The sequence below is a fragment of the Azospirillum sp. B4 genome (genome assembly GCF_000333275.1).
In the GTDB taxonomy this organism is placed as follows: domain Bacteria; phylum Pseudomonadota; class Alphaproteobacteria; order Azospirillales; family Azospirillaceae; genus Nitrospirillum.
Map to the genome: position 1 here is coordinate 1 of NZ_BACU01000571.1, position 16,749 is coordinate 16,749.

General features: G+C 69.7%; 11 protein-coding genes. 9 read left to right on the plus strand and 2 right to left on the minus strand.

Translation table 11 applies throughout. The features are described 5' to 3' along the window. Positions 1-2,959, plus strand: a 2,959-nt coding sequence (locus I55_RS33485; RefSeq protein WP_252181314.1) for an Ig-like domain-containing protein, incomplete at its 5' end; no start/stop codon positions are given. Between the two features lie 126 nt (positions 2,960-3,085). On the opposite strand, the gene I55_RS39585 is transcribed toward I55_RS33485, so the two are convergent. Together I55_RS39585 and I55_RS25620 are read right to left on the minus strand one after the other, a co-directional pair. Continuing rightward, on the minus strand, positions 3,086-3,238 hold the full coding sequence (locus tag I55_RS39585; RefSeq protein WP_083901431.1) for an integrase core domain-containing protein: 153 nt from the start codon (positions 3,236-3,238) through the stop codon (positions 3,086-3,088). Positions 3,239-3,286: 48 nt separating this feature from the next. Beyond that, complete coding sequence (locus tag I55_RS25620; protein WP_252181315.1) at positions 3,287-4,246, minus strand: alpha/beta fold hydrolase; 960 nt, start codon at positions 4,244-4,246, stop codon at positions 3,287-3,289. Between the two features lie 276 nt (positions 4,247-4,522). On the opposite strand from I55_RS25620, the gene I55_RS25625 reads away from it, so the two are divergent. The 8 genes from I55_RS25625 to I55_RS25655 are packed head-to-tail and all read left to right on the plus strand — an operon-like array spanning position 4,523 to position 16,685. Further along, positions 4,523-7,153 (plus strand): TonB-dependent receptor domain-containing protein, encoded by a 2,631-nt coding sequence (locus I55_RS25625; RefSeq protein ID WP_044563557.1) that lies wholly within the window; start codon positions 4,523-4,525, stop codon positions 7,151-7,153. A 2-nt stretch (positions 7,154-7,155) separates the two neighbouring features. Further along, on the plus strand, positions 7,156-8,319 hold the full coding sequence (locus I55_RS33490; RefSeq protein ID WP_049974489.1) for a hypothetical protein: 1,164 nt from the start codon (positions 7,156-7,158) through the stop codon (positions 8,317-8,319). Then, positions 8,261-10,432 carry a family 78 glycoside hydrolase catalytic domain gene (locus I55_RS25630; RefSeq protein ID WP_083901433.1) on the plus strand — a complete coding sequence of 724 codons (2,172 nt, stop codon included), beginning with the start codon at positions 8,261-8,263 and terminating at the stop codon, positions 10,430-10,432. The genes I55_RS33490 and I55_RS25630 overlap by 59 nt, the downstream gene beginning before the upstream one ends. Further along, positions 10,429-11,961, plus strand: coding sequence for a carboxylesterase/lipase family protein (locus I55_RS25635; protein ID WP_064742538.1), 1,533 nt, complete (start codon positions 10,429-10,431; stop codon positions 11,959-11,961). The genes I55_RS25630 and I55_RS25635 overlap by 4 nt, the downstream gene beginning before the upstream one ends. Then, positions 11,958-12,881 carry an alpha/beta hydrolase gene (locus tag I55_RS25640; protein WP_049974491.1) on the plus strand — a complete coding sequence of 308 codons (924 nt, stop codon included), beginning with the start codon at positions 11,958-11,960 and terminating at the stop codon, positions 12,879-12,881. The genes I55_RS25635 and I55_RS25640 overlap by 4 nt, the downstream gene beginning before the upstream one ends. Continuing rightward, a complete protein-coding gene (locus I55_RS25645) occupies positions 12,878-14,506 on the plus strand; it encodes a tannase/feruloyl esterase family alpha/beta hydrolase (RefSeq protein ID WP_049974492.1) in 1,629 nt (542 codons plus the stop codon). The genes I55_RS25640 and I55_RS25645 overlap by 4 nt, the downstream gene beginning before the upstream one ends. A 59-nt stretch (positions 14,507-14,565) precedes the next feature. Then, positions 14,566-14,913, plus strand: a complete 348-nt coding sequence (locus tag I55_RS25650) for a hypothetical protein (protein ID WP_044563559.1) — start codon at positions 14,566-14,568, stop codon at positions 14,911-14,913. Then, positions 14,913-16,685, plus strand: a complete 1,773-nt coding sequence (locus tag I55_RS25655; protein WP_083901435.1) for a glycoside hydrolase family 3 N-terminal domain-containing protein — start codon at positions 14,913-14,915, stop codon at positions 16,683-16,685. Before I55_RS25650 ends, I55_RS25655 begins: the two co-directional genes overlap by 1 nt. The last annotated feature ends 64 nt before the right edge of the window (positions 16,686-16,749 follow it).

Below are 16,749 nucleotides of genomic sequence, written 5' to 3' on the forward strand. Positions count from 1 at the left end.
TCCGCCCACCACAGCCCCCGGTGCCCCGGTCGTCACCAGCGCGGCGCTGACCAACAGCGCCACGCCGACGATCACCGGCACCGCCGAGGCCGGCAGCACCGTCACCGTCGCGGTCGGTGGCGCCACCTACACCACCACCGCCACCGGCGGGGCCTGGTCCATCAACCTGTCCACGGCGACCCCGACCAGCGGGTCGCTGAGCCTGAACGCCAACGGCGCCAACCCGGTCTCCGCCACCGCGACCGACACCGCCGGCAACACCTCCACGGCGGGCACGCAGTCCCTGGTCATCGACACCACAACCCCCAGCGCACCAGCCGTCACCACGGCGTTGGCCAACAGCGCCACGCCGACGATCACCGGCACGGCGGAAGCCGGCAGCACCGTCACCGTCACCGTCGGCGGCGCCACCTACACCACCACCGCCACCGGCGGGACCTGGTCTCTCGATCTGTCCACGGCCACCCCGACCAGCGGATCGCTGAGCCTGAACGCCAATGGCGCCAACCCGGTCTCCGCCACCGCGACCGACACCGCCGGCAACACCTCCACGGCGGGCACACAGTCCCTGGTCATCGACACCACCACCCCCAGCGCACCGGCGGTCACCAGCGCGGCGCTGACCAACAGCGTGACGCCGACGATCACCGGCACCGCCGAGGCCGGCAGCACCGTCACCGTCACCGTCGGCGGCGCTACCTACACCACCACCGCCACCGGCGGGGCCTGGTCCGTCAACCTGTCCACGGCCACCCCGACCAACGGGTCGCTGAGCCTGAACACCAACGGCGCCAACCCGGTCTCGGTCACCGCGACCGATGCCGCGAGCAACACCTCCACACCGGGCACGCAGTCGCTGGTCATCGACACCACAGCCCCCAGCGCACCGGCCGTCACCACGGCGTTGGCCAACAGCGTGACGCCGACGATCACCGGCACCGCCGAGGCCGGCAGCACCGTCACCGTCACGGTCGGCGGCGCCACCTACACCACCACCGCCACCGGCGGCGGAGCTTGGTCCGTCAACTTGTCCACGGCGACCCCGACCAGTGGATCGCTGAGCCTGAACGCCAACGGCGCCAACGCCGTCTCCGCCACCGCCACCGACACCGCCGGCAACACCTCCACGCCGGGCACGCAGTCGCTGGTCGTCGACACCACGGCCCCGACGGCGACCGTCCTGTTCGAGGACGACAGCATCGACTCCCTTGAGCAGAGCAACAGCGCCTTTACCATCAGCGACAGCGAGGCCGGAGACACGTTCACCTGGTCCATCACATCCACGGGTGGCGGCGAAGTGACCGGTAGCGGCTTGATGACCGCCGGCTCGACACGGGTGGCCGGCTTGGATCTCTCCAGTCTGGGCGACGGCACCCTCACCCTGTCGGTCAGCCTGACTGACCCGGCGGGCAACACCTCCTCCTCCTTCACGGCGGCAACGCAGAAGCTGACCGCGACAGTGGACAAGCCCGCCCCGATCGCTCCGTCGCCAGTGGCCACGGTGGACGGCGCAACCGTCGACGGTTCGGTGACCACGGCCACCGACGGCAGCCACGTCACCACCGTCACCATTCAGGCGACCGACGCCAGCCGTGTGGAGGACCAGAGCACCGCCAACGCCAATCTGGCCGACGTTCCCGTCGTGCGTGAGACGGTCGTCGACCGCCAGACTGGGCAAGTGTCCTCCGTGACCACCTTGACGGTCAGCGTCCCGACCGGGGTGTCCGTTACCGCCTCTGGCGGCTCTGAACGGCAGACCCCCTCTGATGCCCTGACCGGGGTGTCTGGGCTGATCGCCGCGATCGAGGCTCGGACCGACGCGGGAACGGACTCGCGCACCGGACTGACGGGCGGAGGCTCTGAATTCCTCTCCGCGTTGTCCTCGCAGTCCCAGCTCTTGGTGCGAAGCATCGATTTCACCACCCCAGGCGTTGCTGCCGGCCAGTCCGTGCAGACGCAGGTGACCGGTTCGACGCTTGGCGGCAACACCATCGCCAGCACCACGCCGACCGCGGTGGTCCTGAACACCTCCCAGGTGGCGGGGCCGATCACGATCCAGCTCAATGATGTCGAGTTCGCGGCGGTGATCGGTAACGCCACCGTCGTCGGTGGTGCCGGCGACCAGATCGTCTACGGCGACAGCAGCCAGCAGTACCTATACCTTGGTGCCGGTGACGACATTCTTCACGGGGGTGGCGGCGACGACACGGTGGCCAGCGCCGCAGGTAACGATACGCTGTTCGGCGACGGGGGCAACGACGTCGTGATGGGCGGTGAAGGCGACGACTGGGTGTTGGGTGGCGATGGTAATGATCTTATCGGCGGCGGGGTCGGTAATGACCGGGGCTTCGGCGGGACGGGCGATGACACCCTGTTCGGCGAGGAAGGCAACGATATTCTGACCGGCAACGAGGGGAACGATACGGTGGTCGGCGGGACGGGCAATGACGTCCTGTTTGGCGAGGAAGGCAACGATTTCCTGGTTGGTGACGAGGGCGACGACACGCTGAGCGGCGGCATTGGAAATGACACCGCGATTGGCGGAGCCGGCAATGACCTGATCGGGCTCGGCGAGGGCGACGACTATGCCACCGGGGGCGATGGCAACGACATACTGTTTGGTGAGGCTGGGAACGACACGCTGTTTGGCGGTGCGGGGAACGATCTGTTAAATGGCGGTGATGGCGACGATGTTCTGTTCGCTGATGGCGGGGCTGACACGATTTGGGGAGGTCAGGGCGCCGACGTTTTCGCCTTTGGGGCATCATCTGGCGGATCGGTGGTAGCGGACTTTCAGGTAGGGGTTGACCGGTTGGCTTTGTACGACGCCACCGTGGACCTCGGTGCGGTGATCAGCTCGGCCCGCGTGGAGGGTGGCAACACCACTCTCGACATTGGCTCGGGCGACCGAATCATCATCATCGGGCAGACTGGAAACGTCGCGTCGTGGTTTGGCTGAGAGTGCGTGGCCCGTTCACCTTGTGGAAGTTGTCCGGAGTGGTCCACGGCCCATCGACTGAACTGGCCCCCCTTGGCTGGACAGGTTTGACCGTTCGTTAAGCTCGGATAGCGCCCTGCTGGTTACTCAAGCTGCCACAGCCAGTGTGGACGGGGCTCGCCCCGTCCACACTGGGCGGCGGAAATAGACCTCATCGGGGGTCTGATAAGCCAGCCCCTGATGCGGTCGTTGGGTGTTGTAGGCGGCCAGCCAGGCACCGATCCCGGCCTGGTCCGCCACTGTTTCAGCAACGCCCGCTTTCGCAACGAGGACGGCGTGAACCGCGGTTCACTGACCGCCGGCCCGCACCGGCGCCGTCACCCCCGTCAACCATTCCGCCATCCGCGCTGCGGCGGCGACGGGCAGCATGTGCCCGCCGTCAACCAGGGTGAGATCGACGCCCGGCAGCCGGTCGCGCATGGCCAGCCCCTGCCGCCGCCACTCCAGAACCTGGTCCCCCCGCCCATAAAGGATGGCGATGGGCAGGCGCAGCGTTCCATATCGTTCCACCATTCGGGGCAGATCCGCCGCCGCCGCGACCAGGTCGGCAGACGCCCCCCTGAACGCCCCGGGCCGCAGCCCCAGCAGGCCACCGCCCCGCGTGCCGAAGTCGGGCGGAACCGGATCGGGACCGAAGACCGTGTCCAGCACCGTCCGACCCCGCAATATCCCCAGGGGCACGGCCAAGGTCCAGGCCACCAGCCAGCGGATCGCGGGCGATGTGATGGCCAAGCCCCGGAAGCAGGAAGGAACCTCCGGCTGCGGGTGGGTCAGCGGGGCCACCAGGGCCAGGCCGGCCACACAGTCCGGATGGTCCAGCGCCAGCGCCAGCGCCACGGCCCCGCCCAGGGAATGGCCGACCACCCACGGCCGTTCCAGCCCCAGGGCGCGGATGAAGCCGGCGACGACCGCCGCCTGCGCCACCGGGCCGCCCGGGGCCCCGGGCGGACGGGTGGAATAGCCGGAACCCGGTCTGTCCAGCAGGATCACCCGGTATCGGCCCGCCAAGCGGTCCAGCAGCGAATGGCTGAAGTGGCCCATCTGTCCGCCCAGCCCATGGATCATGATGACCGCCGGCCCATGGCCCCCTTCGTCCTGGTAATGCAGCCGGTGGCCGTCGATATCGATGAAGCGGCCCGTGGGCGGCAGCGCCTTTTCAACCCGCCGGGCGATCAGGGTGGACAGCAGCGCCAACCCGCCGATGGCCGCCGTAAAAAAAGCGGCAAAAATGATGAAAAAAGTCAGCAAAACAGCCTCCCCCTATCGATCCTTTCCCGCCGGTCCATGATACCGGCCGCACAAAATCACTTCATATAGACAACAATGTAAATTGCATATTGACGCGAAGCCCCGGTTCCATAAAGATCACCCTAGAAAGGGCAGAGAGGCGCCACGCAGCGCCCGCCCCCGGGAAGCGGCCGGCAGGCCCTTCCCGCATAGAAAATGAAGGCCGGCAGCCAAGAAACTGCCCAGCCCCCGGGGAAGGTAACATGGGAAACGCGATTTCTGACCAACGCCCGAAGTGTGTCCGGCCGCTGGCTGACCCTGGGCGTTTCCATCCTGGCCTTCGCCGCCGCCACGGCCCAGGCCCAGGAAGCCGCCGCCGGCAAGCCCGCCGGCGACGAAGCCACCAAGGGGGAACCGCTGGAGGAGATCATCGTCACCGGCACGATGATCCGTAACACCGGCCCCGTCGGCACCAACGCCATCGCCGTGCGGCGGGAGGATGTGGTGGCCTCGGGTGCGGCCTCGGCCAACGACCTGCTGGCGCAGATCCCGCAGGTCGGCAATTTCGGCACCGTGCCCCGGGCCGAAGGCAATTATGGCCTGCCCATCGTGCGGCCGAACATCCGCAACCTCAGCGCCGCCGGCGGGTCCAGCACCCTGGTGCTGCTGAACGGCAACCGCCTGGTCGGCGCCGGCATCCTGCAGACCAGCGTCGACCCCTCCATCATCCCGCCCGACGCCATCGAACGGGTGGAGATCATTCCCGACGGCGGCTCCTCCATCTACGGGTCGGACGCCATCGGCGGCGTGATCAATTTCATCACCCGCGACCGCTTCGACGGCTTTTCCGCCAATGCCCGTTATGGCCTAGCCGACAATTACAAGACCACGGACGCCAGCCTGCTGGGCGGCAAGAACTGGGGATCGGGCGGGGCCTGGCTGTCCTACTCCTTCGCCTATCACGATAATCTGCTGGGACTTGACCGTGACTACGCCACCGCCAACCTGACGTCCAAGGGGGGTGGCGATTTCCGTGGCACGGCCTGCAGCCCCGGCAACATCCTGCTGAACAGCATCCCCTATGCCTTGCCCGGCCGCGTTCCCGGCACGGTCAACCGCTGCGATCAGACCGATTACGCCGACCTCTATCCCCAGGAACGGCGGCACAGCGTGTTCGGCGGGCTTGAGCAGGAGTTGGGCCCGGGGGTGACGCTCAACGCCACCGGCTACTGGTCATCCCGCGACACCGTCACCCGCACCGCCCAATCCAGTCTGAGCGGCACGGTGTCGGTGCTGAACCCCTATTTCAAGCCGATCGGCACCGAACTGTCCCACGACGTGGCCATCAGCTTCGATCCCGTGTTCGGGCCCAGCAATGTCAGCAAGGGCTATTTCGAATCCTACGGCATCACCCCGGAACTGAAGGTGGACCTCAGCCCGGGCTGGCAGTTGCGCCTGATCGGCAACCTGGGCCGCTCCTTCAACCAGACGAATGAGGACCTGATCGACAGTACCCTGGCGACCTCGGCCCTGAACGGCACCACGCTGGCGACGGCGCTGAACCCATACAACCCCGCCGCCAGCGACCCGGCCCTGCTGGCCGCCATCAACAACTACGAGAATCTGGGCCGCGCCACCCAACAGCTGGCGGAGGCCCGCGCGGTGGTCGACGGGCCGCTGTTCGCCATCCCCGGCGGGGATGTGCGCGCCGCCGCCGTGGCCGAATTCCATTACGAGGATATCGACAGCCTGATCGGCAGCGGCCCCATCGGCGCGCCCAGCAGCAGTTCGCAGTCCAAGGCGGACCGCACCGTCAAATCGGTGTTCGGCGAGTTGAACGTCCCGCTGGTCGGGGCGGCCAACCGCCTGCCCGGCATCTGGGCCATGGAGTTGTCCAGCTCCGTCCGCCATGACGAGTATGACGACGTCGGTGGCACCACCAATTCCAAGGTCGCCCTGAACTATCGCCCGGTGGCGGACCTGACCCTGCGCGCCAACTACGGCACGTCCTTCCACGCGCCCAGCCTGGCCGACATGGGCAATTCCGTCGACTCCCGGGTGCAGGTGGTGCTGTTCTCACCCAACCGCCAGCCGACCAGCCCCTTCACCGACCTGTTGCGCCCCACCATCGTGCTGGCCGGCGGCAATCCCAACCTGAAGCCGGAGACCGCCGACACCTATTCGATGGGCTTCGACTATCAGCCGGCCTTCCTGGAGGGGCTGCGGGCCAGCGCTACTTACTTCAATGTAAAATTCAAGGACGCCATCGGCCTGGCCCCCGTGCTGCAGCCACAGATCTATTCCGACCCGAATTTCGCCAGCTACTACATCCTGAACCCGACCCTGGCCCAGGCCCTGGCCAAGGCCGGCAGCCTGCGCATCGACGGAGTGCCCAGCCTGGCGGCACTCTACGCCTTCTCCTCCCCCTACGTGCTGTTCGACGCTCGGCGCAACAATCTGGGCGCGATCAACACCGACGGCATCGATTTCGACCTGGATTACCATCACCGGGTGGATTTCGGCACGATCAGCGCCCGCGTCTCCGGCACCTACACCCTGTCGCGCCAGACCCAGGCGATCCATGGCGGCGCCTTCAGCGACGACCTGGACAACGGCACCGGCCGGCTGGCCCTGGTGGCCAGCGTGGGCGCGCAGGTGGGCGACCTGAGCGGACGCGTCTCCTGGAACCACCGTGGCGGCTATCCGATCAAGGGCGTGGTCAACCAGGACCATATCGACGCCTTCAACACGGTCGACCTGTTCTTCAGCTATGATCTCAGCCGCCTGCTGGCCTCCGGTGTTTCCGTCACGCTGAATGTGGAGAACCTGTTCGACCAGGATCCGCCCTACTACAACGCGGTGCCTGGCTACACCAACGGCAGCACCCTGGGCCGGCTGGCTTCCCTTGGGCTGCGGATGAGCTTCTGACCATGGCGGTTCGTGATCAACGGCATGGGCGGGGCGGCCGCCTGCGGGGGATCGCCTGCTGCGGGATCCTGCTGCTGGGCGGCTGCGCCGGCGGGGAAATGCCGCAAGGCTTGCAGGTGGAATATGCCAGCCAACCGCTGGGGATCGACATGCCGGCGCCCCGCCTGGCCTGGCTGTCGCCGGTGGCCCGCCAGTCCGCCTATCGCATCCGGGTGGCCGACAGCGCCGAGGCGCTGTCGGCCGAAGGCCCGCTGGTGTGGGACAGCGGCCGGGTCGCCGCCACCGACAACATCCAGATCCCCTATGCCGGGCCGGCCCTGGCCGGCGGCCGCCGCTACTGGTGGCAGGTGATGGTCTGGGATGAGGCCGGCAAGCCCGGCGCCTGGAGCCGCCCCGACTGGTGGGAAACCGGACTGACCGGCCCGGAGCAATGGCAGGCGCGATGGATTTCCGGCCCCGCCCAGACAGTCCATGACTGGAGCGACCTGACCCTAGACGTGGACTTGACCCTGAAGGGGACGTCGCTGGACGTCCTGTTCCGCGCCAGGCCGGAGGGGAAGAAATTCGGCGAGGCCTATGTCTGGACCCTGTCCGACACCAAGGACGGCCCCCTGCTGATCCAGTCGGTGCGGCACACCCTGGGGGGCAAGAACGGCGGGCAGCGTACGACGGAACTGGGCCGGGCCGCTCTGCCGGGCGGGCCGCTGAAGGACACCCGCCGCCGCCTGACCATCCGGGCGGAAGGCCAGCGCCTGACCACCCTGCTGGACGGGGTGGAGGTGGCGGCGATCACCGATGCCAGCCAGACCCACGGCACGCTAGGCTTCACCGCCAAGCAGGCCGACGCCGCCCTGATCCACCGGGTCCGGGTGACGGGCAGCGGCGCGCCGGCCGTGGAGACCACCTTCGCCGACAACGACAACCCCTTCACCGGCGGCCGGGTGCGGCCCGAGGGCCTGATGGTCGCGGCCGGCGTGCCCTCGGTCGACATCGTGCTGCCCATGGAGGCGCCGGCCCCCCTGTTGCGCCGGGAATTTACCTTGCCCGACACCAAGAAGATCGTCCGCGCCCGGCTCTACTGGGCCGGGGGCCGGCCTGCCGCGCCTGTTGTTGAACGGGGAGCCGGTTGGGGAGTCGGCCCTGGGATCGGGCTTCACCGCCTATGACAAGCGCGTCCTGGCCCAGGTGCGCGATGTCACCGACCGGCTGCGGCCTGGGCGCAACGTCATCGGCGCGGAGTTGGGCCGGGGCTGGTACGGGGTCACCGACCCCGACGAATGGTATTTCCACCAGGCGCCCTGGCATGCCGATCCGGCCCTGCTGGCCCGGCTGGAGATCGAGTTCACCGACGGCAGCCGCCAGGTGGTGACCAGCGATGGGGACTGGCGCGGCCGGCCCGGCCCCACCCTGTCGGATTCCATCTATCGCGGCGAACGGCACGACGCCCGGCTGCGGCCGGAGGGCTGGGAGAAGCCGGGCTTCGCCGACCAGGACTGGGCGCCCGCCCGGCTGGTGGCCGGCCCGGCCGGAACGGTGGACTTCGCCAACACCGAGCCCATCGCCCCCGTTGCCACCCTGAAGCCCGTCGCGGTGACCGAACCGCGCCCCGGGGTCTGGGTGTTCGACTTCGGCCGCATCATCGCCGGCCTGCCGGTGCTGGAGGCGACTGGCCGGCGCGGCGCCACCGTCTCCTTGGTGGCCAGCGAGCGGCTGGACGATGCCGGTGAGGTGGTTCCCGCCTCCGGCCTGGTCGACGCGCAGTTGCAGACATACCGCTACACCCTGGCCGGCGGCGGGCGGGAGCGCTGGGAGCCCCGCTTCTCCTACGCCGGCTTCCGCTATGTGCAGGTGGAGGGTCTGGCCGACCGGCCGGCCCTGACGGCCGATCTCATCCATTCGGCGGTGGCGGAGACCGGCCGCTTCGCCAGCGCCAACCCGCTGCTGGGGCGGATCGACGCCGCCGCCCGCGCCACCCTGCTGAACAACCTGCACGGCTTTCTCACCGACACGCCGACGTTCGAGAAGAACGGCTGGACCGGCGACGCCCAGGCCTCCGCCGGCATGGCCACCCGCAGCCTGGGCGTGGCGCGGGTCTTCACCAAATGGCTGGCCGATTTCCGCGACGCCCAGGCCGACAGTGGCGAACTGCCGGAGATCGTGCCCAGCACGCCCTTCTACGGCTATCAGGACTCGCCGGGGTGGAGCCTGATCTGGGGCCCGACCCCGTCCTGGGACGTGGCCGCCCTGGTCCTGCCCTGGGAACTCTACCGCACCTACGGCGACACCCGGATCCTGGCGGAAAACCACGCCATGCAGCGCCGGCTGGTGGACTATACCGCCAGCATCATCAAGGCACCCGACTATCGCCGCGACAGCGGGCTCAGCGAGTGGAGTCCACCGGGGGCGCTGGACATCTTGAACAGTCGGGGCGGCGGCATCGACGCCGTGTCCTCCGCCTATTTCTTCCTGGAGGCCGACCTGCTGGCCCGCAGTTCCAGGGTCCTCGGCGCCGATGCCGACGCAGCCCGCTACCAGGGGCTGGCCGACGCCATCCGCGCCGCCTACAACGCCCGCTACTGGGACGCCGCCAACGGCTGGTACCGGACGGTGGACGGCAAGGGCGTGGTCGGTGCCCCGACCCAGTTGCAGAACGTGCTGCCGCTGGCCTTCGGCATGGTGCCGGACGGGCGGGTGTCCTCGGTCGCGGCCGTGATCGCCGCTGATGTGGAGCGCAACGGGCTGCGCACCGGCGTGTTCGGCACCCGCTACCTGCTGGAGGTGCTGAGCGACCACGGCCATGCCGACCTGGCCTATCGGCTGGCCACGGCCACCACGGAACCGTCCTGGGGCTGGTGGCTGGCCAATGGCCACCAGACACTGTTCGAGACCTGGAGCCTGAACAGCCGGTCCCGCGACCATCATTACTTCTCCTCCATCGGCGACTGGATGCGCACCCGGCTGGCCGGCCTGCGGCCGGGTGCGGCCGGCTACAAGCAGGTGCTGGTGCGGCCGGAGATCCCGGACGGGCTGGCCTGGGCCGAGGCCGAGATGCGCACCCCGTACGGCAAGGCCGTCAGTTCCTGGCGGGTGGACAAGGGCGCCCTGGCCCTGACGGTGGAGATTCCCCCCAACACGACCGGCGAGGTCTGGGTGCCGCTGAAGTTCGGCCCGGTAAGCCAGGCGCCGGCGGGGGCCACGCCCATCCGCCGGGACGAGGGCTACGCCCTCTACGCCGCCGGTCCCGGCACCCATCGTTTCACCACGGAAGGCAATCGATGAGACGTTCAACCCTGCCCCCCCCAGTCACAATGGCTCTCGCCACGGCGGCCCTGCTGCTGTGCGCGTCGCCGGTGATGGCGAAAACCGACGTGACGGTGGAGACCGGCCGGCTGCAGGGCGTCGCGGCGGAGGGCGTGGCCGCCTTCAAGGGCATACCCTATGCCGCCCCACCGGTGGGGGACCGGCGCTGGCGCCCGCCCGCCCCGCCTACCGCCTGGGACGGGCCGCGCAAGGCCGACGCCTTCGGGCCCGACTGCATGCAGAACCCCCTGCCCGGCGCCAAATCCGCCTACCCGCCCAGCGAGGACTGCCTCTACCTCAACGTCTGGACGCCGGAGGCGGCGGCCGGCCCCCTGCCGGTGCTGGTCTGGGTGCCGGGTGGCGGCTTCCTCACCGATTCCGCCGCCAATCCGGTGCTGGATGGGACCCGGCTGGCGGCCCGGGGCGTGGTGGTGGTCACATTCAACTACCGGCTGGGCCGCTTCGGCTTCTTCGCCCATCCCGAGTTGACCCGGGAAAGCGGCGACGGTCCCACCGGCAACTGGGGCTTCATGGACCAGATCGCCGCCCTGGACTGGGTCCGGCGCAACATCGCGGTCTTCGGCGGGGACCCGGGCAATGTCACCTTCATCGGGGAATCCGCCGGCGGGGAGTCGGTGACCCGCCTGATGTCCTCCCCCGCCGCCCGGGGCCGCTTCCACAAGGCGGTGGCCATTTCCGGCGGCGGACGCGACCGCTGGCCGGCCCTGGCCGATGCCGAGGCCAAGGGGGTCGCCTTCGCCCGCGACGCCGGTGCCGCCGATCTGGCTGGCCTGCGGGCCCTGCCCGCCGAGAAGGTGCGGGGCGGCATCACCCTGCTGGACAAGGAGGAGAAGACCTGGTCCGGCCCCATGACCGACGGACGCATCATCGTGGGCGACCTCATGGCCCGCTTTGGCGCCGGGGCCGAACCGCCGATCCCCTTCATCGTCGGCGCCAACGATGACGAGTTCAGCTTCGTGCCCGCCATGTTCCGGATGTTCCTGAACGGCCCGCACCTGAAATCCATCGAGCCGAACGAGGCGGCGGTGCGCGCCGCCTATGGCTCCGACGCGGCGATGCGGCGCGCCATCGCCAGCGACGTGGTGTTCGTCGAGCCGTCCGTCGCCCTGGCCCGGCGCCACGCCGCCACCGGGGCGCCCACTTGGCTCTACCGCTTCGGCTATGTGGCGGAGGCCAAGCGGGAGAAGGACAGCGGCGCCGGCCACGCCAGCGACCTGCCCTTCCATTTCGACACGCTGGAGAAGGCCGGCATCACGCCCACGGCGGCCGACCAGGCGGCGGCGCGGATGATGGGCGGCCTGTGGACCCGGTTCGCCCGCACGGGCGACCCCAACGGTGACGGGCCCAATGGCGAAAAGCTGCCCGAGTGGCCGCGCTATGACCCCGCCACACCCCGGATGCTGTCCATCGGGGTGGAGACCAAGGCCGTCACCGCCGACGAGCCGGTGATCAACGCCATCGCCAAAGCACGGGATGCCACGCCATGATCCACTTGTCCCGACGCGGGTTCGCCCTCGGTAGCCTGGCCCTGACGCTGGGCGGCTGCGCCCGGATGGCTTCCTCAACCGCCCCTGGGGCGGCGCCCCCCCTGCCCGAAGGCACCTCCATTCCCCTATGGCCGGAGGGCCCGCCGGGAACCATCGCCGGCACGCGGCCGGAGGTGACGGAGGAACGGCCGCCCTTCGGCACCATCACCCGCAACGTCTCCACCCCATCACTGCTGGTGTTCCAGCCCCCGGCCGCCCTGGCCAACGGCACGGCCGTCATCGTGGCGCCGGGCGGCGGCTTCCACATGCTGTCTATCGAGAACGAGGGCATCGCCGTCGCCAAATGGCTGAACAGTCTGGGCGTCACCGCCTTCGTCCTGCGCTATCGCCTGATCCCGACCGGCGAGGATGTGGGCATGCAACTGTTCCGCCGCATCGCCCAGCCGGCGGAAATGCAGGCGGCGCTGGCCCCCCTGCGCCCGCTGGTCACGGCGGACGGGCAGCAGGCGGTGCGCCTGGTGCGCCGGCAGGCGACCCGTTATGGCGTGCGGCCCGATCGTATCGGCCTGATGGGCTTTTCCGCCGGTGGGGCCGTGACCGTGTGGTCCATCCTGGCGAATGAGGCGGCCAGCCGCCCGGACTTCGCCATGGCCATCTATCCTGGTCTGCTGCCCGACCCGCTGCGGCCGCCGGCCAAGGCCCCGCCCCTGTTCGCCCTGGCGGCCCAAGACGACGCCATCGCCGCCAAGGACACCACCCGCCTGGCCGAGGCCTGGCGCGCCGCCGGCCTGGACGGGACCCTGGTCCCTTATCCCACCGGCGGCCACGGCTTCGGCATGAAACCCCAGGGCAAGCCCACGGACGAATGGACGGCACGGCTGCGATCCTGGCTGGACAGCAAGGGACTGCTATCGAAATGAGACATAACCGACGCCTGGCCCTTTCCCTGGGCACCGGCAGCGTCCTGGCGATGCTGCTGGCAGGGCCGGCCCTGGCAGGGCAGACATCCGCTGGGCAAACATCCCCTGGGCCACCCGCCGGCCCGCATATCCCCCAGTGCGAGGCGCTGACCGGCCTACCCCTGACCGATGGCACGGTGGAGGCCGCCACGCCCGTGGCCGCCGGCGCCACCGTCACCCCGGACGAGGGCAAGTACGGCCTGCCGATTGCCGCCGCCTTCTGCCGGGTGCAAATCCGGCTGTCGCCCACGCCCGCCTCCTCCATCCGGGTGGAGGTCTGGCTGCCGGAGGCGGCGGCCTGGAACGGCCGGATGCTGGGCGCGGGCAACGGCGGCTTCGGCAGCAACATGACCGTGCCGGCGCTGGTCATGCGCGGCGGCGTCGCCAAGGGCTATGCCGCCGTGGGCAGCGACCTGGGCCATTTCGGCAAGAGCGACGTGGACGCCAGCTGGTCCCTGGGCCAGCCGGAGAAGCTGAAGGACTATGGCTGGCGGGCTAACCATCTGGCGGCCGCCGTCGCCCGGCGGGTCATCGCCGCCTATTATCCGTCGCCCCTGGGCGAGGCCTATTTCCATGGCTGCTCCGACGGCGGGCGCGAAGCGCTGATGGAGGCCCAGCGCTTCCCGGAGGACTATGACGCTATCCTGGCCGGCGCCCCCGCCATTCCTTGGGCGCGGCTGGCCACCGCCATGGCGCTGAACGACCGGACCGTGTTCTCACGCCCGGAATCGGCCTTGCCCAACACCAAGCTGCCGCTGCTGCAAAAGGCGGCGCTGGCACGGTGCGACGCCCAGGACGGGGTGACCGACGGCGTGATCGACGATCCGCGCCGCTGCGATTTCGATCCCGGAACGCTGGCCTGCACGGGCGAGGATGGGCCCGACTGCCTGACCGCGGCGCAGGTGGAAACGGTGCGGGCGCTCTATCGCGGGCCGCGCGACGGCCAGGGCCAGCCCTTCTTCCCCGGCCACCCGCCCGGCATCGAGGCCACGCCCGGCGCCTGGGATCTGTGGCTGACCGGCCCCGGGGCCCAGCACGGCAAGTTCGCCAGCGAATTCTTCCGCTATTTCGTCCATGCCGACCCCAACTGGCGGATCGAGGATTTCGATCTGGAGCGCGAGTTTCCCCAGGCCCTGGCCATCCAGGCGGACATCAACGCCGACAGTCCCGACCTCGGGCGCTTCCTCGCCCGGGGCGGCAAGCTGATCCTCTATCATGGCTATGGCGACGCGGCGATCCCACCGCAGAACACCATCGACTATTACCAGCGGGTGCTGAAGGCCGGCGGGCGCGCGGCCGCCAACGGCGTGCGGCTGTTCATGGTGCCGGGCATGTCACACTGCCTGGCTGGCCCGGGCCCCAACGTGTTCGACGGTGTGGCGGCCCTGGATGCCTGGCGCCGGGGCGGAACGGCACCGGAACGCATCATCGCCACCAAGTACGACAACGACCTGCTGGGCTTCCTCGGCGTGCCGGTGAAGCAGATCCGCACCCGCCCGCTCTGCCCCTATCCCAAGGTGGCGCGTTGGACCGGCAGCGGCGCCACCGACGCGGCGGAGAACTTCACCTGCACCGACCACCCCTGAAGCGGGGGCCACGGCCCCTTCCCACACCCTTCGTCCCCAAAAGGCAGGAAACGTCCCTCATGAAGACCCTGATCCCCCTCCTCATCACCCTGGTGGCCTTGCCCCTGATTCCGGCCCAGGCCGCCCAGACGGCGGCCCCGCCACCGTCGCAGAGTGCCGCCCAACCCTCTGCCCAGGCATCGCCGGGCGCGGCGGCCAAATTCTCCCTGGACACGCCCATCGAGGAACTGGCCGCCGACCCGGGCGCCAAGGACGCCCTGAACGCCACCCTGCCGGGCCTGCTGGAGATTCCGCAGTATGAGATGATCAAGGGCCTGAGCCTGCGGCAGTTGCAGCCCTACTCCGGCGGCAAGCTGACCGATGAGTTGCTGGCCAAGACCGAAGTCGCGCTGGCGAAGGTGCCGTGATGCCCCTTACGTCGGAACGGCCCGTCCGGACCGGACGGTCCCGGCGGCGGCGCCTGCTGGGTGGATTGGCCATGGCCGGCGTCCTGCTGGCCGGGGCCGGCCCCCAGCCGTCCCAGGCGGCGGACGACGGGGCGCTGACGGCCAAGGTCACGGACCTGCTGCGGCAGATGACCCCGGATGAGAAGATCGACCTGCTGGCCGGGGCCGGGATCATGACCCTGAACGGCGTGCCCAGGCTGGGCGTGCCCGCCATCCGCGTGACCGACGGCCCCACCGGCGTGCGCTCGCAGGAGGACAAGCCCGCCACAGTGTTTCCGGTGGGCGTGGCCCTGGCCGCCACCTGGAACCAGGATCTGGCCCGGCAGGTCGGCGGCGCCATCGCCGAGGAGGCCCGTGCCCATGGTGCGGCCGTGCTGCTGGCCCCGACGGTGAACATCGCGCGCACACCGCTGTGGGGCCGCAACTTCGAAACCTATTCGGAGGATCCCCATCTGGCGGCCCAGATGGGGCTGGGCTATGTCCAGGGGGTGCAGGCGAAGGGCATCGGCGTGTCCCTGAAGCATTTCGCGGCCAACAACCAGGAAACCAACCGCTTCTTCGTCGACTCCCGCCCGGACGCCCGCACCCTGCGCGAGGTCTATCTGCCGGCCTTCGAGACGGTGGTGAAGCAGGCCGACCCCTGGTCGGTCATGGCCTCCTACAACAAGGTCAACGGCACCTACGCCACCCAGAACCGCTGGCTGCTGACCGACCTGCTGAAACGGGAATGGCGCTATCCGGGCATGGTGGTCTCCGACTGGGGCGCCACCCATGCCACGGCACCGGCGGTCAATGCCGGCATGGACCTGGAAATGCCGGGCCCCGCCACCAATTTCGGCGACAAGCTGCGCAAGGCGGTCCAGAAGGGTGAGGTCACCCAGGCCCAGATCGATGACAACGCCGGCCGGGTGCTGCGCCTGATCCTGCGCGCCACGGTGACGGGGGGCGACGGCACCCTGCCCGACGGCATGCGGCAGGCCCATGCCGAGCTGGCCCGCGCCGCCGCCCGGGAGGCCATCGTGCTGCTGCGCAACGACAAACTGCTGCCGCTGTCCCCTGGCATCCGCAGCCTGGCGGTCATCGGCCCCAACGCCAACGTCATTCGCGTCCAAGGCGGCGGCTCCTCCGCCGTCGTACCCTTCGGTTCCATCCCCACGCCGCTGGACGCCCTGCGGGAGGCGCTGCCCAGCACCCGCATCCGGTACGCCCAGGGCGCCGACAATGAGGAGACGCCGCCCGCCGCCGATCCCGCCCTGCTGAGCCCCGACGCGGGCCGGAGCCGCACGGGGCTGGTGGCCGACTATTTCACCACCCCCGACCTGTCGGGCCCGCCGGTGCGCAGCGAGGAGACCGGCGGCTTCTTCAAGCGCATCGCCGGCAACGCCGCCAAGGCCGACGCGGTGGGCTACGCCGCCCTGCGCTGGTCGGGTTGGCTGTGGCCGGAGCGCAGCGGGCGCTATGAGTTCAGCGTCCGCGGCACCGGCAAGCCTGTCCTGTCGCTGGACGGCAAGACCATCCTGGACCGGTCGGTGGCGGCGGTGCCGGACCCGCGTGACGTCATCGGCTTTCCAGTGCTGCGCCGGACCGTGTCGGTGGAGTTGGAGGCCGGGCGCGGCTACCGCCTGCAACTGGACTACACCACCGGCCAGACCCCGTACGAGGCGCTGCTGTTCGGCATCCGCCAGCCGGGCGCTGGTCGGGGCAATCCTGGGCATCCAGCGGGACGGGCGTGACCGACAGGCCCTCGTACCCTTAGCGGGCGCCGTAAGCCGCGCGGCGGTGGTGCGGAGACGCGCA

Excerpts from the sequence above, each read along its gene's own strand:
- I55_RS25645 (WP_049974492.1), top strand. The coding sequence starts at position 12,878 with ATGAGACATAACCGACGCCTGGCCCTTTCCCTGGGCACCGGCAGCGTC.
- I55_RS25640 (WP_049974491.1), top strand. The coding sequence starts at position 11,958 with ATGATCCACTTGTCCCGACGCGGGTTCGCCCTCGGTAGCCTGGCCCTG.
- I55_RS25650 (WP_044563559.1), top strand. The coding sequence starts at position 14,566 with ATGAAGACCCTGATCCCCCTCCTCATCACCCTGGTGGCCTTGCCCCTG.
- I55_RS25655 (WP_083901435.1), top strand. The coding sequence starts at position 14,913 with ATGCCCCTTACGTCGGAACGGCCCGTCCGGACCGGACGGTCCCGGCGG.
- I55_RS33490 (WP_049974489.1), top strand. The coding sequence starts at position 7,156 with ATGGCGGTTCGTGATCAACGGCATGGGCGGGGCGGCCGCCTGCGGGGG.
- I55_RS25635 (WP_064742538.1), top strand. The coding sequence starts at position 10,429 with ATGAGACGTTCAACCCTGCCCCCCCCAGTCACAATGGCTCTCGCCACG.